Origin of the sequence: Haloarcula amylovorans (assembly GCF_004681185.1) — an archaeon.
GTDB lineage: Archaea > Halobacteriota > Halobacteria > Halobacteriales > Haloarculaceae > Haloarcula > Haloarcula amylovorans.
In genome coordinates, this window is sequence record NZ_SRIF01000013.1 from 57938 (window position 1) to 81100 (window position 23163).

Consider the following 23163-nt stretch of genomic DNA (forward strand, 5'->3'; position numbering starts at 1 on the left):
ATCCGGCGAGAGTGGGCGAGTGGTGAGCCGACACGAACGGGGCTGCATCCGCGCGATTCGGGTCAGCGACAGACAGCGAGTGCAGACCGAACCGCATCGGAGTCCGCGACGTTTTCTACCTCCCGCTAACAAAGGCGAGTATGCACTTCACGCAGCGCGAACAGCGCGCGCTCCGACAGGCAGGCGTCAAACAGGAGACAATCGAAGCGGCCTCAGAGGCGGTCGTCGCCGCGACGGACGCGGCCGCCGCCGACCTCGAAGCGTTCTTCGCCGACCGGGAGACCGTCTACTCAGATATGGACCGAGCGCACAGCGCCTCGGAGATCCAGACCCACGCCGTCGAGTACCTCGACCTATTTACCCACGCCGACGACATCCGCGGCTACCTCCGATTCGACTCGTGGGGCGTCCCCGTCGAGGGCGGACGCGTGCTCTCCGATAACGTGGTCGAACTGCGGTTGGGACCGACCGTGAACGGCCGGGTCCGCTTCGCGGCCGACGAGGACGCCCTATGAGCGTCCGGGTCAGGGGCATCTACGCGACGGCGCTGACCCAGTTACTGAGCGACGCCGGTCTCGACGTGGTACAGGCCTCCGGTCCCATCGAGGAGCGATTCGACGCGGACTTTCCGACGGAGCGAGCGGCGGCGACGGTGACGACCACCGACGACCGACAGGGCGTCGGCGTCAGCGGCGACAGCGAGACCGTCGACCGCGTCGTCGGCCACCTCGCCGACCTCGGCCGAGATACACTCCGCTGGACCGACCCGTTACCCGCCGAAGCGGTCTACGACGGCGAAGTGACGGAGACGCTCGGAAGCGGCGCGGTCGTGGACTGTGGCGACGGCGAGGGCTTTCTCCCCTACGCAAACGCCGACGACCGCGTAGAGGCAGGCGACTACCTGCGCGTACAGGCCGTAGAGGGGAGCGCCCCGTGGACCGGTGGCCGGCCGATTCTCGATACGACGGTCGCGGTTCGCGGCGACCTCCTGACGCTGGAGCGCGGCGGGTCGAACAGCGCGACGGCGGGCGGACCGGCGATGCTGGACGTCATCGCCGCGGACCCTCGCGAGGGCTGGGGCGTCTCGTGGGAGCGCGAGAGCGACGATGCGAGTTTCGACGCGCTCGCGGACGCTCTCTCAGCAGCCAACGAGCGGGCGGAAGCCATCGACGCGGCGCTCGACGGGGCGGGGACCGCTTCGGAGAGTGCGCCGTCCCAGCGATACGACGGCGGCGCGACGACGTGGGTCTGGTTCGGTCGCGAGAGCCGGTTCGCGCTGGACGAACAACGGCGAGCGGTGACGACGACGATGGCCGGCCACCACCGTGTGAAGGCGGGCGACGACGCCGCGAGTGCGGCCGTCGACTACGTCGAAGCACTGTGTGCCGACCCCGGTGCGGACGGCGAGACGGACTTTCCCTTCGCCGTGACTGCCCGGCAGTTCGGGCCGCGAGCGGGCGGGTCGCTCACGCTCGGTCACGGCAAACCCGACGGCCGACTCATCACGCTCGGCCGGGCCGACGTGCAGTCGGTCGACACCGACGGGACGGTCACGGTCGAACGCGAGATGTCGCCGGGCGGCGAGTACGACGCGCTGGGCGTCCCGAAGGAGGGCGGCGATATCGCGGAGACCAAGCTCAAGGAAGGCCGGTGGTGGTATCCGACGGTGTACCGCGACAGCGACGGCGAGCGCAAAGGCACCTACGTCAACGTCTGTACGCCCGTCGAGATATTCCCCGACACCGCTCGGTACGTCGACTTACACGTCGACGTCGTCAAACACACTGACGGCCGCGTCGAGCGGGTCGACGACGACGAACTCGACGCGGCCGTCGAGTCGGGCAACGTCCCCGAAGAACTGGCAAAGCGCGCCCGGAGCGTGGCCGCGGCGGTGGCGAGCGCACTGGGCCCGAAATAGTTAGGCACTCAGGATATACTCCCTCTCGATAACTGTTGGTCGTATGTCCACAACAAACTGGAAACTATACGTAGAAGACAACGTCCTCGTCGCGGACTTTGCGGAAGGGATGCCGAGCGACGCCGAAGAGTACCAGCGTGTCAACGAACGGTTCGAACGACTCGCCGGCCGAAACGAGGTCGACGCCCACATGTCGGTGCTGAATATGTCGGCGTCGCTCAACGGCGACGTCTTCCAAAAGGCACAGGAGGCCGCGGAGGTCGGCACTGAGTACGGCATTACGAAGTGGGCCATCGTCTCGGACGGCATCAAGAGCCTCGCTCTCAAGGGGAAAGTCGAGGAGATGGGCGTCGAGACGATGACCAGCGACGACGAGGCGGAAGCGCTCGACTGGGCGCGGAACTAACTGTCGCGGTTTCGACCGGACAATCCTGCGAGACCGACGCCTGCGAGCGCCGCAAGCGCCGCGGCGATCCCGAACCCGTCGCCGGCGGCACCGACGAGGCTGCTGTCGCCCCCGACGGCCTCGGCCGTCCCCGTCGGCGGCTCGATTCGGGGGTTGGGGAAGACGTAGACGCCCGGTTGCGCTTCGCTTCCCGCGTTGGCGTTCGTGTTCGAGGCGAGGAAACAGCCGGTACCACGCTGGGCGGTCCAGAACGAGGTGGATTCCGAGTCGCGCCACGCGAACACCTCCCGCGGGTCGGCTGGGTCCGAGAGGTTGTGGACGCGGACCCCGCCCATATACCACGCGGAGTAACAGCGCCCGTCCGTGAGTTCGAAGTTGTGCGCCGTCGTCAGCACGCCGCCGGGCGACGGATCGCTCGTCGGCGGCGGGTCGATGGTGGCGAGCGACTCGGGAGCGGTCGGCTCGGAGATATCGAACAGTTCGATGCCGCTCGGACCGCCCGACCCGTCGCCGCCGCGGTCCCACGACTCCCCGCCGACGCCCAACAACGTGGCGTCGTCGTTCACGGTGACGAAGTGGTCGTTACCCGGCGGTTCCGTACGCTCCAGTCCCGGGTCCTCGATGGCCGACAGCTCTGACGGTTCCCGGCCGCGGACCCGCGAGACGAGCGAGATGTCGGCGGGGTCGGAAACGTCTAGAATCCACGTCCCGGCGTCCCAGTACGCGAGGTATGCCCGACCATCCTGAACCCACACGTCGTGGAGCGGTCGGAGACCCGCCGGCGCTTCTGTCCACGCCTCGTCGGCGTCGAACAGCGACCACGTCCCGACTTCGCGTTCGCGGTCGGTATCGACCACGAGGAGCGGGTTTCCGTCGCGCCCGTTGGCGGTCAGGTAGGCGTAGCGGCCGTCGAAGTCGCAGTTGTGGATGCGCGTGTCCGTCTCGTAGCCGAGGACGCGCTCCGGGTTCTCCCGGTCGCTCACGTCGAAGACGACGAAACCGTGAGCGCCCTCTGTTGGGTGGGCCGGGCCAGCGACGAGCAGTCGGTCGTCTGCGACGGCGACATCCTGCACGATTCGCATCGGCCCGTCCTCGCTCTCTCCGAGCAGGTCGGTGCGGTGTTGGATGAGTCGCGGCGCGGTCGGCGAGACGACGTCGACGAAGGCGACGCCCTCGCCGGTGGCGACGTAGGCCGTGTGGCCATCGGGACTGGTGACGAGTTCGCGGGCACCCGGCAGGTCGAGCGTTCCCAACACGTCGCTCCCAGTCAGCGTACTATCCGATGTCGTAGGCGTGCCGTCGTTGGTCGGCAGTGGATGAGCGCTTGCGGTGCTCGTAACGGTACCGACACCGGCGGTTCCCGCACCGAACGCTCGGAGAAACGTCCGACGGCGCATACGCGAAGTCGGGGACCGGCAGCAAGAAGCCTTCCGGTGGGTCGAGTGGCTCAGTTGCCCTGAATCGCGTCGATAACCATCGCGGCGGCGACGATGGGCTCTTTCGGGACGGAACTGGCGTCGTCGATAGTTATCTCGTAGCGGTCGCGGAAGGAGAACTGCCCGTTTATGCTGCCGACGTGGCCGCCCTCAGCGTCGGTAATCTCGTACTTGTGGGGAATCCACGCACCGAAGGGAAGGACGTTCCGCGCGAGGGTGACGACCGCGCCTCGGGAGTCGATCTGTGCGAGTTTCTCGCCGGTGTCGGCGTCACGGATGCGCCAGGAGTCCTGCAGGATCGAGAAGTCGTTGTCGAGGACGACGAGCTCCTCGCCGCTCTGGGAGTCGGTGAGAACGTAGTTGCCGGCCACGTCGAGGTAGCCGGCGGCGTCTACCTGAAAGGCGTCGTTGCCGTCGCCGTCGACGAACGGGAACGACTCCTTGAGTTTGAACATCTTCTGCTTGCCCCGGAGGACGACGTTGCCGTCGGCGTCGAGTGCTTTGTACTTGTTCCGAACGAGGCTCTGCTCGACGGTGTAGCTGTCGTCGGTGAGTTCGATCGCGCGGATGTCGTACTTCTGGGCGGTACTCATATGCCCCACTCCTGCGGAAAGTGCCTTGAACCTTTCCACGAGCGTTCATATCAGATGAGAAGACACGAATACGCAACCGACAGGGTTTCACGGGTCCCCGCCTTGGGGAACCCATAGATGAGCAAGGACGTCATCGAGGTCAGGGGTGCAGAGGAACACAACCTCAAGGACGTCGACGTGGAGATTCCGCGCGAGGAACTCACCGTCGTCACGGGGTTGTCCGGGTCGGGCAAATCCTCGCTCGCCTTCGAGACGGTGTACGCCGAGGGCCAGCGACGCTACATCGAGTCGCTGTCGGCGTACGCCCGAAACTTCCTCGGGCAGATGGACAAACCACAGGTCGAGAACGTCGAAGGACTCTCGCCTGCGATTTCAATCGACCAGAAGAACGCCGCCAACAACCCCCGCTCGACGGTCGGGACCGTCACCGAACTGCACGACTACCTCCGCCTGCTGTACGCCCGCATCGGCGTGCCACACTGCCCGGAGTGTGGCCGCGAAGTCGGCGAGCAGTCGGCACAGAACATGGTCTCGCGCATCCTCGAACTCCCCGAAGGGACTCGGGCGAAGATCTGTGCGCCGGTCGTCCGCGACCAGAAGGGCGCGTTCGAGGACTTATTCGACAACCTCGTGAGCGATGGCTACGCCCGCGTCGAGGTCGACGGCGAGTCCTACGACCTGACGATGGACCGACCGGACTTAGACGAGAACTACGACCACACCGTCGACGTGGTGGTCGACCGCGTGAAAATCAGTGCTGACGCCCGGTCGCGCATCAACGACTCTGTCGAGACTGCCCTAGAGGAAGCAGACGGCACGCTGAAGGTCGTCTTGCCGGACCCACCCGAAGGAGCCGCCGACACCCTCGGGGGGTCCACCGCGCGGGCAACGGGCGACTTAGCGGACGCCGAGACCGACGAGACAGCGGACGACGACCGACTCGTCGTCGAACTCTCCGAAGAACTGGCCTGTACGCACTGTGGCATCGACATCTCCGAAATCGAGACGCGGTCGTTCTCCTTCAACTCCCCGCACGGGGCCTGTCCGGCTTGTGAGGGACTTGGCGAAACCAAAGAGGTCAGCGAAGACCTGGTTATTCGAGACACCTCGAAGCCCCTGAAACACGTCTTCGAACCGTGGAGCTACGACCGGACGTACTACTCCCGGCAACTGGACAACGTCGCCGACCACTTCGGCGTCAGCCTGCAGACGCCCTTCGAGGAACTGGACGAGGAGATACGGCGGCAGTTTCTGCACGGCACGGACGGCGTCGTCCACTTCGAGTGGCGGACGAAAAACGGCACGCGCGAGAAGACCGAGCGCTTCGAGGGCGTGATTCCGAACCTCGAACGCCGCCACGTCGAGACCGATTCCGACCGCGCGCGCGAACACATCGAGGACGTCATGGCGACCACGACGTGTCCAGTCTGTGAGGGGACGCGATTGAAGGCTGAATCGCGGGCGGTGCTCGTCGACGGCACCTCGATTACGGAAGTCAATCGGATGTCAATCGGTGACGCGCTTGCCCACTTCGAGGGCATGGAAGCGGATCTCTCGGCCCGCGATACGAAAATCGCCGAAGAGATTCTCAAGGAGATTCGCGCCCGGCTCGGATTCATGAAAGAGGTCGGCCTCGAATATCTGACGCTGGACCGCGAGGCGTCGACGCTCTCGGGCGGGGAGAGTCAGCGTATCCGACTGGCGACCCAAATCGGGTCGGGACTCGTCGGCGTGCTGTACGTACTGGACGAGCCCTCCATCGGCCTCCACCAGCGGGACAACGACCGTCTGCTGAACACCTTAGAGGAACTGCGCGACCTCGGAAACACGCTCATCGTCGTCGAACACGACACCGAGACGATGCGGCGGGCCGACCAGATAATCGATATGGGTCCCGGGCCGGGCAAGCGTGGCGGCGAAGTCGTCGTCAACGGCCCGCAAGAGGAGTTGATGGCGACCGAGGAGTCGGTCACCGGCAAGTACCTCGCCGGCGAGCGGGCGATTCCGGTCCCCGACGACCGCCGAGAGGGTGACGGCTATCTCACCGTTCGAGGCGCGCGCCAGCACAACCTCGCGGACCTCGACGTCGAGTTCCCGCTCGGGACGTTCACCGCCATCACGGGCGTCTCCGGGTCCGGGAAGTCCACGCTGATGCACGACGTGCTCTACAAGGGACTGGTACGCCGGATGAACGACACCGACGTCTATCCCGGCGAACACGACGACATCGAGGGTATCGACCAGATCGAGACGGTGCGGCTCATCGACCAGTCGCCCATCGGCCGCACGCCGCGGTCGAACCCCGCGACGTACACCAACGTCTTCGACCACGTCCGCGAGCTGTTCGCCGAGACCAGCCTCGCCAAACAGCGCGGCTACGAGAAGGGGCGGTTCTCATTCAACGTCAAGGGCGGCCGCTGTGAGGCCTGTGGCGGCCAGGGGACTGTCACCATCGACATGAACTTCCTCTCTGACGTGGAGGTGCCCTGCGAGGAGTGCGACGGCGCGCGCTACAACGACGAGACGCTCGACGTGACCTTCAAGGGCAAGACCATCGCGGACGTCCTCGACATGACCGTCGAGGAGGCCTACGACTTCTTCGAGAGTCACACCGGCATCCGCCGCCGACTGAAGCTCCTGAAAGACGTGGGCTTGGACTACATGCGACTCGGCCAGCCCTCGACCACGCTCTCGGGCGGCGAGGCCCAGCGCATCAAACTCGCCGAGGAACTCGGCAAGAAAGACTCCGGTGAGACGCTGTATCTGCTCGACGAGCCGACGACCGGACTCCATCCGGAGGACGAGCGAAAGCTCATCGACGTGCTCCACCGACTGACCGACAACGGCAACACAGTCGTCGTCATCGAACACGAACTCGACCTCGTGAAAAACGCCGACCACGTCGTCGACCTCGGCCCAGAGGGCGGCGAGCACGGCGGCGACCTCGTCGCCGCGGGCACGCCCGAGGCCGTCGCCGAGACCGAGGACTCACACACCGGCCGGTATCTCCGTGACTTGCTCCCCGACGTCGAACTGGATGGGCCGCGCGCCGACAGCGACGTGGCCGCGCCCGCCGCAGACGACTGATACGGATTGTTGTAGTCTCCTACCGGTATCGCCGGCTCCCGTACGGCGATTACCGGGAAACAGCTACAACAATTCGTATAAGCAACCGTCCGGGGTGCCCCCGTTAGCTGACAGAAAAGCTAACTTACTGCCGACCAACGGTCAGGAGGCAATGCCCGACTCCGAGACTGACGACGTACTCGAAGCGCTCGCCGGTCTGCCGACGCTGGCCCATCCGACAGCGTCGCCGGATGGCAGCGAAGTCGCGTTCTACTACGACGGGAGCGGCCGCAACGAGCTACACGTCTTAGACATCGAGAGCAGCGAACACGAGCGCTGGAGCGACGGTGAGGTCCCGCGCAACGCCCGCTGGTTCCTCGAATGGGGGGCCGACGGCGACCGCGTGTTCTTCCACCGCGACGAGGGCGGCAACGAGCAAAACGATGTCTACGCCATCGACCGCGAGGGGGCGGTCGAACCGGTCGTCGAGATGGACGGACAGGTCCAGATACAGGACGTGAGCGAGGACGGCGAAACGCTGCTGGTCGGGTCTACCCGCGACGGCCAGATGAACCTCTACGGTCACGACCTCGCGAGCGGCGAGACGACGAAGCTCACGGATTACGAGCGAGCGGTCTGGACCGGCCTGCTCTCGCCCGACGGCGACCGACTGGCGTTTACGACCAACGAGGCCGACGACTTCGAGAATATGGACGTCTACGTTGCCGCCGCCGACGGGTCAGACCCTCAGAACCTCGACCTTGGCGAGACCGGTGCCGAGACCGGCGCGGTCGAGTGGGGACCGGACGGCGACCGACTGCTCCTGACCGACAACAGCGAGGATATCCCGCGACCGGGCATCTACGACACCGAGCGCGACGAGGTGACGTGGTGCGGCGGCGAGTTCGTCGAAGCCCCGCAGTGTTTCCTCCCTGACGGCGACCGATTCCTCGCACTCCGGACACGCGAAGCGTCGAAGGTGCCCGTCGTCTACGACATCGAGTCGGGCGAGTCGCGTGAGCTTGACCTCCCCGACGGCGTCGGCGGGTTCGGACGGGCGGGCGACAATCTGCTGGCCGACGGTCGCATCCTGCTGACTCACACCACCCCGACGCGCCGGCCGAGCCTGCTCGCGTACGACCTCGACACCGACGAGACCGAGACGCTGCTGGAAGCCGAGTACGGCCCTTTCTCGCCGGAAGACTTCGCCGACGCGGAGTACTTCACGGTCGAGTCCGACGGCGTCCCCGAGACCCGACAGGCCGCCGTGGACCACGACCCCTACGAGACGCTCGAAATCGGCGCACTACTCTACGATTCCGGCGAGCGCCCGTCACCGCTAATCGTCAATCCTCACGGCGGCCCGCGCGGGATGGACACGAAGTCGTTCGACCTCTACACGCAGTTTCTGGCCCAGCGGGGCTACTCGGTGTTGCAAGTGAACTACCGCGGCTCGACCGGTCGCGGCCACGCATTCGTCAAGGCGCTGTACGACGACTGGGGCGGAGCCGAACAGGGCGACGTGGCGACGGCCGCAGAACGCGTCCTCGACGACCACGAGTGGGTGGATGACGACCGGGTCGCCGTCTTCGGGGGCTCCTACGGCGGCTACTCTGCGTACTGGCAACTAATCCAGTACCCCGACCTCTACGACGCCGGCGTGGCGTGGATTGGACTCACTGACCTCGCGGAGATGTACGAGACGACGATGCCGCACTTCCGCACCGAACTCATGGAGAAGAACCTCGGGACGTCCGAGGAGAACCCAGATCTCTATCGAGAACGCTCGCCCAGAGAGTACGTCGAGAACCTCTCGGCCCCGCTGTTCATGCTCCACGGCGTCAACGACCGTCGGGTCCCCGTCTCGCAGGCCCGGCTGTTCCGCGACGCGCTGGAGGAAGCCGGTTACGCACAGGGAGACGACGGCGACTACGAGTACGAGGAACTCGGCAAGGAGGGCCACGCTTCCTCGGACATCGACCAGAAGATACGGCTGTTCCGCCTGCTCGGTGACTTCCTCGACCGCCGCATCGGCGTCGACACGGTGGCGGCCGACGACTGATACGGATTGTTGTAGTCTCGTACCGGCATCCTCGGGCCCGGTGCGACGCTTACCGGTAAACAGCGACAACAATCCGTATGAGAGAGGACGACCGACGATTGGCGCGATCCGGCCGACACGTTTCTTCCGTCCGAGCGCGTAGCGCGGGTATGGACACCTGCTACGCCGCGCTGGACGACCGAGTGCTGGTCGGCGACGGGTTGTCGTGGACCGAGACGCTTCGCGATCACGACATCGAGTGCGTCGCCGCCGTCCCCGAGTCCCCCGACCGCGCGTTCGTCGGGACGGTCGATTCGGGCCTCCAGCGAACCACCGACGGCGGCGAGACGTGGCGAAGCGTCGAACCGCGTTCGACGGCGGCACTCGGCGGGGGCGACCGCGTGACCAGCGTCACCGCCAGCCCGCACGACCCCGACGTTGTGTGGGCTGGCACGGAACCTAGCGCTGTCTACCGTTCGGTGGATGGTGGCGAGTCGTGGACCGAACGCGAGGGTCTCACCGACCTCGACTCCGAGTCGAGTTGGGCGTTCCCGCCGCGGCCGCACACCCACCACGTCCGCTGGATAGCCCTCGCGCCGGACGACCCCGAGCAGTTGTACGTCGCCATCGAGGCCGGCGCGTTCCTCCGGAGCCCCGACGGCGGCGAGACGTGGATAGACCGCCCCGGTGGCGGCCGCCGGGACAACCACACGCTTGCAGTCCACTCCGACGCGCCGGACCGCGTCTACACCGCCGCCGGCGACGGCTACGCACAGTCGGAGGACCGCGGCGAGACGTGGACCTACCCGCAAGGCGGGCTGAACCACCGGTACGTCTGGGGACTGGCGGTCCATCCGGACGATCCCGACTGCGTTGTCGTCTCGGCCGCCCACGGCCCGCAGTCGGCTCACTCGACCAGCGGCGAGAGCTACGTTTACCGCCGGACTGGCGAGCACTGGGAACTAGCGATGGACGGCCTTCCAGACCCGAACGGTCTCACTCGCCCGGTGCTGGCGGCCGATAGCGACGGCGATGGGTTCTACGCGCTGACGAACCACGGGCTGTTCCGATCGGCCGACGGCGCGACGTGGGAATCGGCCGGTTCGTGGGACGAGGCGTACGAGCAAGTCCCGCGCGGCCTCGCAGTGGTCTAGCGGTGACCCCTCTCACTGCTCTTGTCGAGATGCGGATCATGCTCCGTTCGTGTCTTCGAAGATGAATTTATGTGCGCGGGGCGAGAAGATTCGACGGTGACCCGAATTGGTCCTCCTCTCCCCCGCGAACTCAGCGCGACGTGGAAGTACGCCCTGCTGGGCGGACTCCCGATAGTCCCGCTATCGCTGTGGAGATACTGGCAGTCCGAAACCGCCGTGGAACCGGTGGGGCTCTGTCTCGCGGCGCTGATCGCCGGCTATCTCGCGAAACGCCGCAGCATCGACGCGACGCCGGTCGGGTTCCGCGCCGGCGTCGTCGCCGCCGCGCCCGCGACGCTGTGGGGCACTATCGACCTGATCCGGTTCGTACTCGACCTCTCTCAGCCCGCCTGGTTCACGGGTCTCCAGCTTCTGCTGTTGCTGGTCTTCGTTCCCCTCTTCGTCGTCGTCGCGGCTTTCTTCGGAGGACTTTCCGCACGGATCGGCGGTTGGCTCGCGGAGCGGGTCGGCCGGCAACGACCGCCCGCAGCCAGTAGCTGAGGGGGCCCACGGAACCGTCTTTCCGACGCTGTTGAAACCCTCAATACCTGACAGACCGGGTCTACTGAATACAGAAAATGGCTGCAGTATGTCGGTCTCGCAGTTATACTCACAGCGGTAGACGTTTGTCTACTCAGTCAGGCCTCGTTCAAGTGGTATCAGATCATAACCGCTCTCGGAAGAACCCAATTAAACCAGACACGGGGCCGGCCCCCCAGACGGCCACGATCACGGCCCCGACGGTATTGGCGATCATGTCGGTCACGATGTCGTCGATGCCATAGACGGGGATGAAGTCACCCAAGGCGAACTCCAGGACCTCCCAAACGATCCCGAACGCGAGGACGAACACCACGATGAAGACGGCACGGAACTCGTCGGGTACCGAAATCTCGTCCGAGTGGAGTTCCAGTGCCCGAAAGGCGGCATAACCCAGAGCCGCGATCAGGGCCGAAGAAACCGTGTGCGTGATTTCGTCGTACCACTGGTACTGTCCGTAGATACCGAGGCTACCGACGGAGTGGAGGAAGACGGCCACGGTAATCCAGAGGACGAGCCCGCCGTTCATGGCGTAGTCGTACTCCCGACGGAGCAGCGCAGGAACGAAGGAGATTCCGAGGCCGACGACCGCGGCAGCGGCGATACCAACCTCGAAGTTGAGCAGACCGTATCCGCCGAGTACGACCAGCGCGAGTTGCAGACCCCTGACGAGGCGGCGTTCAGTCGTATCCGAGAGGTCGAGAACTGAATCGAGCCCCATGTTCGATCACCCCGATGGGGGCCGTTCGAACGACCCCACGGGTTCGAATCGGTCGAGGTACCATTCCGCGAGGATACCCAGCGCGACGCCGACGGCGGTGACGTAGACGATATCCCACTGGAGTTCGGTCTGCGAGACGAGGAACCTCGTCCCGAGCCACTGGTCGGAGTAGTACTGGGCGACGATCCAGAACGCCTGGAGAGACATGGTCGTCATCGTGGCGAACACTACGGCGAAGCGGCGACTCAACTCGACCCTGGTGTAGACGTCGAGCTCGACGACGAGCAGCAACGCAATCGTACCGATGGCCACATACCCGGTGATGTCGGGATAAAACTCGAATGTGCGGAGCACCACGGCCACCGCAGCGACGAAGGGAATCGGCCAGGGGACCATCGCGGCGGGACGACCGGTTACGGCCGAGGGGAGGGCGATAATCGAGACGATGAGTACAGCCAGACAGCCCCACAGGAAGGCGTCCATCAGGTAGCTCTCGATAGCCGCCAGAGCGATGATACCGGTCATCCCCCAACCGAGGACGGCGTTCAATCGTTGGTCGGAAACGAGCGTATGCAGGGCCACCACCTGATTATTCGTCCTGAGGAGGCAAATATGCTAGGCCGATGCTGTAATCGGTTGTCCCGATATCGCCGAGAGAACGTCGGTTATCCCGCTCGATGCGAATCGAGAAAGTACTTGGCTCGTGACGCCGAGAGAGGGTGTATGCACGACGTCGTCGTCGTCGGGGCCGGCCCCGCCGGGTCGCGGTACGCTCGGCGAGCGGCCCAGCAGGGACTCGACGTACTCGCCTTCGAGCAGGGCACCGTCGGCGAGCCACTGGCCTGTTCGGGCCACGTCAGCACCGACATCTGGGAGTATACCGACGAGGCCCGCGAGGAACTCCTCCAGAACGAAATCTCGGGCGCGCGATTCTATACCGACGGGCCGGGTGGCGACGCCCATCCCTTCTACAAGGACGAGGTCATCTCGAACGTCATCGATCGGGTCGGACTGGACCGTCATCTCGCTGAACTCGCCCGCGAGGCCGGTGCAGACGTCCGCGAGCAGCACACAGTGGTTGGCGTCGAAGAAGAACGAGACGGCGTCACCGTCGAGGTGAAGGGACCCGACGGCGTCGAAACGCACCGCGCGAAACTGGTCGCCGGCTGTGACGGCCCGAAGAGCCGCGTTCGCCGGGAACTGGGGCTGCCGGAGCCGGACGAACTGCTCCACGGCGTGCTCGGCTTCGACGAGACGGCTGATCACGGCGACTTCGTCGACGTTCACCTCACCGTCCCGCGCTTCTTCGCGTGGCGCATCCCCCGGAGCGAGGCCGGCGTCGAGTACGGACTGGCGGTGCCGCCGGGCGACGACGCTCGGGCGCGCTTCGAGGCGTTCACCGACGGCTACGGCGCGAACGTGACCCGGCGCTGTTCGGGACTCATTCCCATCGGCCCACCGAAGCGCGTGACCGGCCGACGGTCGTTCCTTATCGGTGACGCCGCCGCCCAGACCAAGCCGTTCACCGGCGGCGGCATCCTCTATGGGATGACCGCCGCGGACCACGCCGCCCGCGAAATCGACCCCGACGAACCGGGGACGCTCGGCGACTACGAGCGCGCGTGGCGCGAGGACCTTCGACGGGAGATTCGACTCGGCCGCGCGGTGCGCGCAGGCTACTCGGTTCCCAAACCGCTGCAGAAAGCCGGTATGAAGGCCTTCGAGGGCGAGATCGGCGTCCACATGGACCGACCGAGCACGCTGTTCTCGCGCGAGCAACTGAAGGCGTTGCTATCGCGGTCCTGAACTGCCAAGAGCTGTCGAGAACGAATCTATACCGTTAGTTCGGGGTACCCCGAGTCAGCATCGGAGCGAGCACGCGTTGGTAGCCGAGCATGTACACACCGGCGTACAGCAGTATCGTGCCCATCCAGAGCTCCCACAGTCCCATGGTCGACTGGCCGGCGAGGAGGTCGGTCAGGCCGGCGCTCTCGGTGAGCGCACCGACGACGGTCAGCAGGCCCGCGACGAGCACCGACGCGACCATCCCGAGTAGTTCGGCGAGCGATTCGGAGAGTAGTGCTGTCATCGCCGCCAGATTTGTCGAAGCGGACTATAGCCTTTTCGACCGAAAACAAAAAGCGTTAGTCAAGCCGGGGGCAGAAAAGGTGTATGGCACAGTATCGAAGCATGGACCACGCGGCACTCGCCAAGCGAGGGTTCCTCCTCGGCGTCGGCCTGTTCGTCCTCGGCATCGTCGGCGAACTCGTCGCCCCCGCTGTCGTCGGCCCGCTGCCGGGATGGGGACAGATGGTACTGACAGACATGGAAGGAATCGGCATCTTGCTCGGCCTCTTCTCGCCGCTCGTCTTCGGCATCATCCTGCCACTCATCGAGTGAGCGCGGGCGGAGAACTGTGACGACGATCCGCGTTCGACTATCTATTTCTTCCCAGTGGGGCGATCACGTCCGAAAGCGTCGCGTTGACGACGTGGCCGATCATGAGGAGCGCCGCGGCGGCGTAGAGACTCGTGAGAATGAGGATGACGCCGCTGAGGACGCCGAAGACGGCGTACGCCCCGGCGTTCTCGGCGTAAAACCGTATCCCACCCAATAAGACCGTCCATCCGATCGCGGCGGTCACCGCTCCCGGAGCGGCAGTCGATAGCGAGTTGATGTCTCTCGACGGGAGATAGTATAAGGGGAGAAAGGAGACGGTGAGCGCGGCGGGCAGCGCGACGAGACCGCCCGTCAGTACGAACGGTGCGTCGGGCAGCAAGACGAACAGCGTGCTGACGAGGAGGACGGAGACGATACCGAAGACAAGCGAGCCGAGGACGCCGACGCCGTCGCGGAGATGCCCGGTCAACGATCGGTCGATCTCTCCCTCGACGTCCTCGACGACCGTCTGGAAGCCGGCAGTGATGTTCGCGCCGCTCCAGAGGAGGACGGCGACAGCGAACAGCGTCGCGCCGACCCGCCCCTGCGAGTCCGTGAGCGCGTCGCGGACCAGTTCCTGTGCCGCGGGAGTGAGATATTCGAGTGCCACGAGCTGGACCTCCGCGGCGGCCGATTTACCGAGAACCGCGAGCAGGATGACCAACAGCGGCAGGAGCGAGACGAAGCCGTAGTACGCGAGCGCGGCCGCTGGATACTGGATGTCTCGGTTGATAGACGTCCGCACGATGTCGAGGACGGTTTCGGACGTACGCTTCCAGCCGACCATACCGGTTGTAGCGTTCTGCGTCGGATAACGCTGTTCTCGACTGGGCCGGAATCGGACCCGGCACGAGAATCGACTCGTCGCTGTCAGTACGTCGGCAGTCGCGCCGAGGTCGCCGACCCCTCGACGAAGGGAAGCGACGTTCGCTCGGCCTCGACCGCGTCGCCGTCGACGCGGACCGTCAGCGCCGCCTCGGGCAGGTCCCAGTCGACGGCGGCGAGCGCGAGGGGAGCCTCGCGCATCGGACTGTCGACGGCGCGGGTGACCTCGCCGACGTGTTCGTCGCCAGCGAAGACCGCCGCACCGGGTTCGGGACGGGCCCCGACGGTCAGGCCGACGAGCCGCTGTGTGGGATGGCCCCGGTTCTCGATCCGAGAGACGACCTCCTGGCCGACGTAACAGCCCTTCTCGAAGTCCAGTGCGTTTCGCAGCCCGAGGTCGTTCGGGAGGCGACCCTCGATCTCCGTCTCGAACAGCGGCGACCCGGCTTCGAGCGTGAGCGTCTCCCACGTCCGGTAGCCGAAGGGGACGGCGTTCAGGCCGCGGTTGACGAGCGTATCGAAGACGGGTTCGGCGTCCTCGGCGGCACAGACCACGTCGTAGCTCTCCTCACCCGACAGATTGTCCGTTCGGATGACGGTCACGCCCGCGTCGCCGAGTTCGCCGCGGTTGAACGAGAGCAGTTCTTCGGGCGAGGACGCTTGGTGCAGGACGCTCGCGATTTTTTCGGTGGACTTCGGGCCATGGACGCCGAAGACGGCGAAGTCGTCGGTGGCTACGCTGATCTCGACATCCTGGATGAACGTCTTCTCGCTCCACTCCTCGGCCAGCGACTCGGCTCGCTGTGGTGGCGTGAACACCAGCAGTCGCTCGCCTGCGTTGTAGACGTACATGTCCGTCTCGACGCGGCCGTCCGGGTCGAGCAACAGCGCGTAACAGCCGTGGCCGTCGTCGGTCGGGACGTCGTTTGAGATGGCGTTGTCGACGTACTCGACGCGGTCCTCGCCGGTGACGACGAGGACACCGTAGCCGAACTCGCAGACGCCGACGACGTTGCGAACCGCGCGGTGGGTCCGCTCGGAGCGGCCGTAGTGGTCGACGACGCGGCGGCCACCCACCTCACGGAACGTCGCCCCGTGGACTTCGTGGACCTCGGAGAGAACAGTCATTGCCCACGAATGGGGGCCTCGCGCTGAAAAGCGTCCCGCTACCGACGCCGGAGCGCGAACACCGCGAGGAGTGCGAGTGCGACCAGCGCGGTCACACTGGTGAACCCGGGCCCGCCGCTACCCGTACTCGTCTGCGTGTCGGTGGATGCCGGTGTCGCCGTGGCCGTGGGCGAGGCTGTCGCAGTCTCGGTGTCGGCCGCGGCCGCTTCGACGCCTTCGACGGTCGCCGTCGCCGAGAGGTCGCCGCGCTCGACGGTGAACGTCACGTTCCCGGCCGAGGGGACGGGCGCGACGGCGACGCCCGAGGCATCCGTCGTCCCGACCTGGTCACCGCCCTGGCTGACGGTGGCGTTCGGAACCGGGTTGCCGTACTCGTCAGTCACCCGGAGGCGGACTGGCTCGTCGACGACGACGCGCCGGCTGTCGGGCGAGAGAGAGAGCGCCGGCGTCCGCTGGATGGAGACGTTGGCCGAGGTGTCGGTCTCGCCGACGCGGAGCCGCTGTTCGACGGTCTCGTAACCGTCTTTCGTCACCGTCAGGTCGTACCGGTCGTTGACCGGCAGACGGATGGTTACCTGCCCGTTCGACAGCGTCTGGACGGTCCCGACCGACGGGACCTGAACTGTCGCGTTCTGGACTGCTCGCGGGTCGTCGAAGTGGTCGTCGGAAACGGTGACGGTTAGCAGCGCCGTCCCCTCTTCGATGACGCTCCGTGCTTGGGTCTCGTCGGTCACCTGTACTCGCGTTCGGTTCCAGTAGTACCCCTCCTTGCCCACGGTGAGTCGGTACTCACCCGCTTCGACCGCCGGCGTGGTGACGGTACCGTCGGAGCCGGTCCGCTGGTCGGTGACGAACTCGCCGTCCCGATAGAGGAGGACACGAGCGTTCGAGACCGGGTCCCCGTCGCCGCCGACCACGGTGACGGTCGCTGTCGCGATCTCGGAGACGGGAACTTCGACAGTTCTCGCGGATGCGTTCGTCACGCGAAACGGTTGGTTGCGAACCCACTCGTCACCGCGGACGCGGATGGTCACGTCCGCACCCGCTGGGACGTCGACGAGGGCCTGTCCGTTTGCCCGCGTCGTCTCGTTGACCGGTCCGCCGTCGCCGTCGTTCCACGTCGCCGAGATGGGGACGTCGCTGACCGGGTCACCGTTCTGGTCGACGACGGAGACGGTCAGCGTGGCCCGGTCTTGTTGTGCGATAGCACTTCCGGGGACGGCGGCCATACCCACGAGCGCCACGATGCAGAGGACGAACGCCGACCGAGACGGAGCCATAGTGAAATGATAACGTGGGCTAACCTTAACAGTATGGTCAGCTTACACGCGGTAACAGACACGATATCTGGGAGGTCGCGTCAGCGGCCGCGGCCGTCGTGGTCGGCGACGAGGCGTTCGATCTCGTCGGCTTCGATGGGGGTGAGCGGTCCGGGCATCGTCCGAGCCAGCGCCGCGGCGGCCGCGCCGTGGGCCAGTGCCTCGTCGGTCGGCGAACCCGCGACGAGTCGCTGGAGGACCGCTCCGACGAGCGTCGCATGTTGTCCGGTGCTATCGGTCGCGTCGGTCTCGAAGGCGTCCTGCTCGTGGACAACGTTGTCGTGGTAGCCGACGACGCCGTGTTCGCTCCGGGTGAGGACGACCCGCGAGAAGTCGTAGTCGGCGGCGATGGTGTGGACTAGCTCCCGTGGCGTCCCGGTTCGGTCGAAGACGGCCTTGGCCTGGTCCTCGCTGGCGAACAGCAGATCCACCGCGCCGAAGAGGTCTTCGAGCGTGTCGTGTGCCGCCTCGGCGCTCCAGAGCCCGGGATGGAAATCGAGGTCCAGCGCCCGGATCCCCGGCGACGCGCGGAGCAACGCGCCGGTCGTCTCTGCTGCCGTCGCAGAGAGCGCCGCCGTCGACCCCGCGGCGAACACCACGTCGGCGTCCTGCATGCGCCCCATCGGGAGTTCGCCGGGCGTGAGCGTCGCCATCGCGGTGTCAGTGCGGTCCTGAAGCAGTCGGTCTTCGCGGGGCGCGGCGGCGTCCTCGTAGAAGGTCAGCCCCTGCCGGCCAACCTCGGGGTCGGCCCACACCACGTCAGTCTCCAGTCCGTGTTCGTGCAGTTCCGCGACGACCCGCCGACCCAGCGGCGTGTCGGGTAGTTTCGAGAGCCAGACCGCATCGCCGCCGAGTCTGCTCGCTATCGCCCCGACGGTACTCGCCGTGCCGTCGGCCCGCATCTCGACCTCGCGGGCTGTCTCGAATCGCTGTCCGTCCGGCGGCGAGAGTCGAAGCGCCGTCTCACCCAGTGTCACCAGTCCCATACCCGCCCATCGGGTGACTCCGGTTTAATTCAACCGGTGGTTTCGGACAGAATTTGACCCAGCACCCGCCGCTCGCGGCTCTCTTCAGCCGAGCCGATCACTCCCTGCGGCCGCCATGGCCCGGATAGTCGCGCTCGAACCGGTCTTCGAGTTCCTCGTGAGAGATTTCGATGACCGTCGGTCGCCCGTGTGGGCAGGCGTAGGGGTTCTCGCAGTCGTCAAGTGCCGCCAGCAGGTCCCGCACTGACCCCTCGGTGAGCGACGTGTTGCCGGTGACGGAGGGGTAACAGGCGAGGTCGCCGAGCAGTTCGTCGGCGGCGGCCTCCACCGTCGTCGTGACCGACCCCTCGCCACTGACGAACGCACTCAGCACGTCTCGGACGATGTCCGGCCCGGCGGCGTCGGCGATGACGCCCGGGAGCGTCCGGACCGCGACGCTGCGCTTGCCGGTGCGAGCGGTGTGAAAGCCTAGACTCGCCAGCGCGTCGCTCCGCTCCTCGAAGACGGCGGCTTCCCGGGCCGTGAGTTCGAGTTCGACCGGGTCGGCGAGCGCTTGCGTCGTCGTCTCGCCGGTGAACTGGGCCTGCAGTCGCTCGTAGTTGACCCGCTCGTCGGCCGCGTGCTGGTCTATCAGCACCAACCCGTCGTCGGTCTCGGCGACGACGTACGTCTCGTGAAGTTGGCCGAGGATGTGCATCGACGGGAGGGAGTCGTGGGCCGTCTCCGGGTCGTCACCGAGTCGGGCCTGCTCGTGGCCGCCCGAGAACTTCCGGTCGGGCGACGGGTCGCTCGCGCCCGAACTGCTGCCAGTCTGCGCGGTCGATCCGTCGGCAGCGTCACCGGCTGACTCGTCTGTTGTCTCGGTCGGCATCGAATCGGCAGACGAATCGGTCGAAGTGGCATCGACTGGGGGCGAAGTCGACGGCGTGTCGGCCCGCTGGTCAGCCGTCCCGGTGGCCGATGGAGCAGGATCGTCGGTGGTCGAAGCCGTCTCGCTGGCCTCGACCGATTCGGCGTCGGCGGCGGTTCGACTCGAAGCCGCGCCGTCGCCGGTTTCACCGCCAGACTCGCTATCCGCGGGGGCTGGCGTCTCGCTCTCTTGCTCCGTCGCCATCGCTTCGGTCTCCGCTCGTTCGGGCGAAATTTCGGTCTGTTCTGGCTGTGACCGGCCGCGCGGGGCCGATGAGCGGAGTAGGCCCTCGTCGAGAAGGGCGTCGGCGACGGCGGTCCGGACCTGTTCGTGGACCCCCTCGTCGTCGGCGAAGCGGACCTCCATTTTCCGAGGGTGGACGTTCACGTCCACGTCGCCCGCTGGCACGCCCAAGAAGAGGACGGCGAAGGGGTAGCGGTCGGGCGCTATCTGGGTGCCGTAGGCGTCCACGACGGCGTCGTGAGCCGTCTTCGCCCGGACGTAGCGGCCGTTGACGTACGTCGAGAGGTACTCTCGCCCGGCGCGGGTAGTCTCGGGGTGGGAGACGAGCCCCGAGACGCCGTCGAGGGGGCCAGCGGGCAGGTCGTCGCCCTCGACGGGGATCATGGACTGAGCGACCTCGCGGCCGTACACCGACATGACCGTCTCGCGCAGGTCGCCCTGTCCGGTCGTGGCGAACGTCTCGCGGCCGCCGTGAGAGAGCGAGATGGCCACGTCGGGGTTCGCCAGCGCGTAACTCGTCACGATGGTGTTGACGTGAGCGAACTCCGTCGAGGCCTGCTTGAGGTACTTCCGGCGGGCGGGGACGTTGTAGAAGAGGTCCGCGACTTCGATGGTCGTCCCCTCGGGACAGCCGGCAGGACCGACCGACGTGACCTCGCCGCCCTCGACGACGAGTTCGGTCCCTACGTCTCCTCCGCGCGGGCGGGTCGTGACAGTCAGGCGCGAGACGGCCCCGATAGCGTGGAGCGCCTCGCCGCGGAAGCCGAGCGTGCCGACGCCCCCCTCTAAATCCTCGATATCGCGTATCTTCGAGGTTGTATGTTGCTCGACGGCGCGTTCGACGGCCTCGCGGTCCATGCCGACGCCGTCGTCGGTCACACGGATGCCCTCGCTCCCGCCGCGTTCGACGACGACGTCCACCCGATTCGCGTCGGCGTCGATCGCGTTCTCGACCAGTTCCTTCACGACCGAGGCCGGTCGCTCGACTACCTCGCCGGCCGCGATGCGTTCGACCGTTCGCTCGTCGAGCTGCCTGATGTCCGTCATGGCGTCCCCCGCATAGTCTTGCCCTGCGGTAGCGGGCGCGGCGACTTGAGACTGTCTGCTGTCGACATCGTCGGTCGGCGAGTATGGAAATAGTTAACACGGCACAGCCGAGACGTTTGATAGGTGAGACCCGATGTGTCACCACAGAGGCTACACCCCAGAGTGGCGGAGTGAGCGTCCCGAGACAGCGACAGACGAGACGGAAGACGAGACGGCTACCGACGAACTACCGTCGTTCCTCAACGACGAGGCGGCCGAGGATGTGGAAGTGCTGACCGACGGCGGCGACGGCGACAACGGAGACAACGGCGACGACTCGGCGTAGCGACCACCCCGTCTTTTCGCCGGTGTACCGCACAGTGAAGTGCGCTCGCAGCGAGACGACTACCAACGCCGACAGATGGAACAGTACGACCAGCTCTATCGACTGTACGAGAGCGCAGATACGGAGACGCTGCGGGCCTATCAGGAGTTCGTCGACCTCTTTCCACCGCTTCGGACCCGTGTCGCGCTAGACCGCTGGGAGAGCGTCCGCGAGGAACTCGACGAGCAGAAAGCCACCATCGCCGAGGAGTTCCCGGCGACGGGCGAGACGTACGCCGAAATCGCCGCACGGCTAACACGCGAGGAGGCTTTCACCGCGCTCGACCTCTACGCGAAGTACGGCCGGGCCGTGAACGTCCTCGTCTTGGACGTCGACGAGACGCTCCGGTCGGCCGGCGACACCGACAACGAGATTCCCCGCGAGACGCTGTACCTCCTCACCGAGTTCCACGAACGGGGCGTTCCCATCGTGGTCTGTACCGGGCAGACGTTGGAGAACGTCAAGGGGTTCTTGATTCAGGGACTGGGCAACGAAGTCGTCTCCTCGGGGTCGGTCAGCATCGTCTACGAGTCGGGCAACGGCGTCTTCACGCCGAAACACGGTTCCGAGACCAAGCAGTTGCTCTACGAAGACCTCGATTCGACCGTCGTGGACATGTTCGACGCCGTGCGGGGCCGCGTGCTCTCGGAAGCCCCCGACAGCGTTCGCCACGGCTGTCACCTACAGGGCAACGAGTTCAACGTCACGCTCAAGCCCAACGCCGAGGTCGGCAGTGAGACGGCCGTCGAGATTATCGACGAGGCGCTCGGCTACCTCTGTGGATTAGTCGGCGAGGTCGTCGTCGACGCCGTCGACGCGTCTGTCGAGGACCCCGCCGCGCTCGCCCGGACGTACTTCGCTCGGGACCCGGAGATACAGGCAGTGCTGGACGCCGCCGGCCGCTCGACCGACGCCGACGTGGACGCTGCTCCGGCTGCCGTCGTCGATATCTTCGAGCGCATCGACATCGGCTACTACGAGGGCGACGCCGCCGAACTCGTCAGCCTAGAACTGGACAAATCCGCTGGCGTCGAACAGGCCTTCGAGGTGCTCGACATCGACGACCCATTCGCGCTGGTGATGGGCGACAGCAAGAGCGACCTCCGCGTGATGGAATGGGTCGCCGAGAACGACGCCGGCATCGCTGCCGCGCCCCACCACGCTTCAGCAGCCGTCTTAGACCACGTACGGGACCAAGACGACCTCGTCTACGAGGCCGGCGAGGCCAGTTCCATCCTGAACGTCGTCTACGGACTGGCGCTGCTCGCGGAACTGGGCGAGCGTCGCTCCTGACTATAGTAGCCATTGAAAATCAATGCACACCCGACCACACTGCCGTCGTGTGGTCGGTGTGTAAATCGTTTCAATTGTTACTATAGCGGGACCGCAGTTCGCCACCACCATCCGGCTCCAAGTTCGTGTTACACGTCACCACACAACAGTTAGACGGCTCCGCATCGAACGCTACCTATGGCGCTCGAACAGGTGTTCAAGCAGGTCCCGGACCCGCGCTCGCACTCGTTCCCGGAGTACACGCTCGGACAGGGCGACCCCGTCCGCCCGATCGCAGTCACCACCGACGAACTGACGGCGCTGCTCGATCTCTACGAGCGGTTCGCCGCCGTCGACCCGAGCGGCTTCGACAGCAATCCCTTCCTCCAGGCGACGAGTGACTTCCTGAACCAGACGTTCGGGACGACGCTCAAGCGACCGGACGAACAGTTACACGACGACATCGCGGCGATGCTCAACGACTTCTCCGACGACCTCGGTGGTCGTTCGCTCGGCGTGGTCGACGCGACCCCCGCGCACCACCGCACGCTCTATTTCTTCCTGACAAGTTGCAAAGCCTACCACCTCGCGCCGCACATCCGCTTCTCGCCGGACGAAGCGGCCGTCCAGACGCTGTACGACGTCTACGAGCGAGTCAGCGACCAGGAGTTCTACCTGAAACGGCCCGAGACCGTATTGGAGTGATGGGTTTCTCA

Annotated in this window: 22 protein-coding genes; 12 read left to right on the plus strand and 10 right to left on the minus strand. The window is 66.0% G+C overall.

Annotated features, from left to right (window positions below; all coding sequences use genetic code 11):
- The first annotated feature begins 140 nt into the window (after nt 1–140).
- The 3 genes from E4S61_RS23400 to E4S61_RS23410 are packed head-to-tail and all read left to right on the plus strand — an operon-like array spanning nt 141 to nt 2324.
- Nucleotides 141–515, plus strand: coding sequence for a DUF7532 family protein (locus tag E4S61_RS23400; protein WP_135306239.1), 375 nt, complete (start codon nt 141–143; stop codon nt 513–515).
- On the plus strand, nt 512–1918 hold the full coding sequence (locus E4S61_RS23405; protein ID WP_135306240.1) for a DUF402 domain-containing protein: 1407 nt from the start codon (nt 512–514) through the stop codon (nt 1916–1918). Before E4S61_RS23400 ends, E4S61_RS23405 begins: the two co-directional genes overlap by 4 nt.
- Before the next feature lie 43 nt (nt 1919–1961).
- Nucleotides 1962–2324 carry a hypothetical protein gene (locus tag E4S61_RS23410; RefSeq protein ID WP_135306241.1) on the plus strand — a complete coding sequence of 121 codons (363 nt, stop codon included), beginning with the start codon at nt 1962–1964 and terminating at the stop codon, nt 2322–2324.
- Here the strand turns inward: E4S61_RS23410 and E4S61_RS23415 are convergent.
- The gene (locus tag E4S61_RS23415) at nt 2321–3721 is read right to left on the minus strand and encodes an LVIVD repeat-containing protein (protein WP_135306242.1); all 1401 of its coding nucleotides are present in this window, start codon (nt 3719–3721) and stop codon (nt 2321–2323) included. The two genes, E4S61_RS23410 and E4S61_RS23415, sit on opposite strands and share 4 nt — an antisense overlap.
- Before the next feature lie 50 nt (nt 3722–3771).
- Entirely contained in the window at nt 3772–4353 is a 582-nt protein-coding gene (locus E4S61_RS23420; RefSeq protein WP_135306243.1) for an LURP-one-related/scramblase family protein, read from the minus strand.
- 117 nt (nt 4354–4470) lie between these two features.
- Here E4S61_RS23420 and uvrA point away from each other — a divergent pair, with 117 nt between their 5' ends.
- The 4 genes from uvrA (at nt 4471) to E4S61_RS23440 (ending at nt 11154) form a co-directional block, all read left to right on the plus strand.
- Nucleotides 4471–7440: an excinuclease ABC subunit UvrA gene (gene uvrA, locus E4S61_RS23425; protein WP_135306244.1), complete on the plus strand. Its 2970-nt coding sequence runs from the start codon at nt 4471–4473 to the stop codon at nt 7438–7440.
- Nucleotides 7441–7591: 151 nt separating this feature from the next.
- A complete protein-coding gene (locus E4S61_RS23430) occupies nt 7592–9481 on the plus strand; it encodes a S9 family peptidase (protein ID WP_135306245.1) in 1890 nt (629 codons plus the stop codon).
- 149 nt (nt 9482–9630) lie between these two features.
- Nucleotides 9631–10614 carry a WD40/YVTN/BNR-like repeat-containing protein gene (locus E4S61_RS23435; protein ID WP_135306246.1) on the plus strand — a complete coding sequence of 328 codons (984 nt, stop codon included), beginning with the start codon at nt 9631–9633 and terminating at the stop codon, nt 10612–10614.
- Between the two features lie 96 nt (nt 10615–10710).
- Nucleotides 10711–11154, plus strand: coding sequence for a DUF5518 domain-containing protein (locus E4S61_RS23440; protein ID WP_135306247.1), 444 nt, complete (start codon nt 10711–10713; stop codon nt 11152–11154).
- 163 nt (nt 11155–11317) lie between these two features.
- Here E4S61_RS23440 and E4S61_RS23445 read toward each other — a convergent pair whose 3' ends face one another.
- Together E4S61_RS23445 and E4S61_RS23450 are read right to left on the minus strand one after the other, a co-directional pair.
- On the minus strand, nt 11318–11914 hold the full coding sequence (locus E4S61_RS23445) for a hypothetical protein (RefSeq protein ID WP_135306248.1): 597 nt from the start codon (nt 11912–11914) through the stop codon (nt 11318–11320).
- Between the two features lie 6 nt (nt 11915–11920).
- Entirely contained in the window at nt 11921–12496 is a 576-nt protein-coding gene (locus E4S61_RS23450) for a hypothetical protein (protein ID WP_135306249.1), read from the minus strand.
- A gap of 141 nt (nt 12497–12637) precedes the next feature.
- Here E4S61_RS23450 and E4S61_RS23455 point away from each other — a divergent pair, with 141 nt between their 5' ends.
- A complete protein-coding gene (locus E4S61_RS23455; protein ID WP_135306250.1) occupies nt 12638–13720 on the plus strand; it encodes a geranylgeranyl reductase family protein in 1083 nt (360 codons plus the stop codon).
- 34 nt (nt 13721–13754) lie between these two features.
- Here E4S61_RS23455 and E4S61_RS23460 read toward each other — a convergent pair whose 3' ends face one another.
- Complete coding sequence (locus tag E4S61_RS23460; protein ID WP_135306251.1) at nt 13755–14003, minus strand: hypothetical protein; 249 nt, start codon at nt 14001–14003, stop codon at nt 13755–13757.
- Nucleotides 14004–14086: 83 nt separating this feature from the next.
- Here E4S61_RS23460 and E4S61_RS23465 point away from each other — a divergent pair, with 83 nt between their 5' ends.
- Nucleotides 14087–14314, plus strand: a complete 228-nt coding sequence (locus E4S61_RS23465) for a DUF7860 family protein (protein WP_135306252.1) — start codon at nt 14087–14089, stop codon at nt 14312–14314.
- 37 nt (nt 14315–14351) lie between these two features.
- Here the strand turns inward: E4S61_RS23465 and E4S61_RS23470 are convergent, their stop codons facing one another.
- The 5 genes from E4S61_RS23470 to mutL form a co-directional block, all read right to left on the minus strand.
- The gene (locus tag E4S61_RS23470) at nt 14352–15140 is read right to left on the minus strand and encodes a YihY/virulence factor BrkB family protein (RefSeq protein WP_135306253.1); all 789 of its coding nucleotides are present in this window, start codon (nt 15138–15140) and stop codon (nt 14352–14354) included.
- Between the two features lie 83 nt (nt 15141–15223).
- Complete coding sequence (gene ygfZ / locus E4S61_RS23475) at nt 15224–16306, minus strand: CAF17-like 4Fe-4S cluster assembly/insertion protein YgfZ (protein ID WP_135306254.1); 1083 nt, start codon at nt 16304–16306, stop codon at nt 15224–15226.
- A 38-nt stretch (nt 16307–16344) separates the two neighbouring features.
- Nucleotides 16345–17586, minus strand: a complete 1242-nt coding sequence (locus E4S61_RS23480; RefSeq protein WP_135306255.1) for a carboxypeptidase regulatory-like domain-containing protein — start codon at nt 17584–17586, stop codon at nt 16345–16347.
- Between the two features lie 80 nt (nt 17587–17666).
- Complete coding sequence (locus tag E4S61_RS23485; protein ID WP_135306256.1) at nt 17667–18611, minus strand: PfkB family carbohydrate kinase; 945 nt, start codon at nt 18609–18611, stop codon at nt 17667–17669.
- A gap of 97 nt (nt 18612–18708) precedes the next feature.
- Nucleotides 18709–20811, minus strand: a complete 2103-nt coding sequence (mutL, locus tag E4S61_RS23490) for a DNA mismatch repair endonuclease MutL (protein ID WP_135306257.1) — start codon at nt 20809–20811, stop codon at nt 18709–18711.
- 133 nt (nt 20812–20944) lie between these two features.
- Here mutL and E4S61_RS23495 point away from each other — a divergent pair, with 133 nt between their 5' ends.
- The 3 genes from E4S61_RS23495 (at nt 20945) to E4S61_RS23505 (ending at nt 23152) form a co-directional block, all read left to right on the plus strand.
- Nucleotides 20945–21136, plus strand: coding sequence for a hypothetical protein (locus tag E4S61_RS23495; protein ID WP_135306258.1), 192 nt, complete (start codon nt 20945–20947; stop codon nt 21134–21136).
- Nucleotides 21137–21211: 75 nt separating this feature from the next.
- The gene (locus E4S61_RS23500) at nt 21212–22468 is read left to right on the plus strand and encodes an HAD family hydrolase (protein WP_135306259.1); all 1257 of its coding nucleotides are present in this window, start codon (nt 21212–21214) and stop codon (nt 22466–22468) included.
- A 177-nt stretch (nt 22469–22645) separates the two neighbouring features.
- Nucleotides 22646–23152 (plus strand): hypothetical protein, encoded by a 507-nt coding sequence (locus E4S61_RS23505; RefSeq protein WP_135306260.1) that lies wholly within the window; start codon nt 22646–22648, stop codon nt 23150–23152.
- Nucleotides 23153–23163: the final 11 nt, after the last annotated feature.

Bases quoted from the DNA above. Each gene is read 5' to 3' on its own strand.
- E4S61_RS23505 (WP_135306260.1), top strand. From the start codon at position 22,646: ATGGCGCTCGAACAGGTGTTCAAGCAGGTCCCGGACCCGCGCTCGCAC.
- E4S61_RS23445 (WP_135306248.1), bottom strand. From the start codon at position 11,914: ATGGGGCTCGATTCAGTTCTCGACCTCTCGGATACGACTGAACGCCGC.
- E4S61_RS23480 (WP_135306255.1), bottom strand. From the start codon at position 17,586: ATGGCTCCGTCTCGGTCGGCGTTCGTCCTCTGCATCGTGGCGCTCGTG.
- ygfZ (WP_135306254.1), bottom strand. From the start codon at position 16,306: ATGACTGTTCTCTCCGAGGTCCACGAAGTCCACGGGGCGACGTTCCGT.
- E4S61_RS23410 (WP_135306241.1), top strand. From the start codon at position 1,962: ATGTCCACAACAAACTGGAAACTATACGTAGAAGACAACGTCCTCGTC.
- E4S61_RS23485 (WP_135306256.1), bottom strand. From the start codon at position 18,611: ATGGGACTGGTGACACTGGGTGAGACGGCGCTTCGACTCTCGCCGCCG.
- mutL (WP_135306257.1), bottom strand. From the start codon at position 20,811: ATGACGGACATCAGGCAGCTCGACGAGCGAACGGTCGAACGCATCGCG.
- E4S61_RS23470 (WP_135306253.1), bottom strand. From the start codon at position 15,140: ATGGTCGGCTGGAAGCGTACGTCCGAAACCGTCCTCGACATCGTGCGG.
- E4S61_RS23495 (WP_135306258.1), top strand. From the start codon at position 20,945: ATGTGTCACCACAGAGGCTACACCCCAGAGTGGCGGAGTGAGCGTCCC.
- E4S61_RS23500 (WP_135306259.1), top strand. From the start codon at position 21,212: ATGGAACAGTACGACCAGCTCTATCGACTGTACGAGAGCGCAGATACG.
- E4S61_RS23455 (WP_135306250.1), top strand. From the start codon at position 12,638: ATGCACGACGTCGTCGTCGTCGGGGCCGGCCCCGCCGGGTCGCGGTAC.
- E4S61_RS23420 (WP_135306243.1), bottom strand. From the start codon at position 4,353: ATGAGTACCGCCCAGAAGTACGACATCCGCGCGATCGAACTCACCGAC.
- E4S61_RS23415 (WP_135306242.1), bottom strand. From the start codon at position 3,721: ATGCGCCGTCGGACGTTTCTCCGAGCGTTCGGTGCGGGAACCGCCGGT.
- E4S61_RS23465 (WP_135306252.1), top strand. From the start codon at position 14,087: ATGGCACAGTATCGAAGCATGGACCACGCGGCACTCGCCAAGCGAGGG.
- E4S61_RS23430 (WP_135306245.1), top strand. From the start codon at position 7,592: ATGCCCGACTCCGAGACTGACGACGTACTCGAAGCGCTCGCCGGTCTG.
- E4S61_RS23460 (WP_135306251.1), bottom strand. From the start codon at position 14,003: ATGACAGCACTACTCTCCGAATCGCTCGCCGAACTACTCGGGATGGTC.
- E4S61_RS23400 (WP_135306239.1), top strand. From the start codon at position 141: ATGCACTTCACGCAGCGCGAACAGCGCGCGCTCCGACAGGCAGGCGTC.
- E4S61_RS23435 (WP_135306246.1), top strand. From the start codon at position 9,631: ATGGACACCTGCTACGCCGCGCTGGACGACCGAGTGCTGGTCGGCGAC.
- E4S61_RS23405 (WP_135306240.1), top strand. From the start codon at position 512: ATGAGCGTCCGGGTCAGGGGCATCTACGCGACGGCGCTGACCCAGTTA.
- uvrA (WP_135306244.1), top strand. From the start codon at position 4,471: ATGAGCAAGGACGTCATCGAGGTCAGGGGTGCAGAGGAACACAACCTC.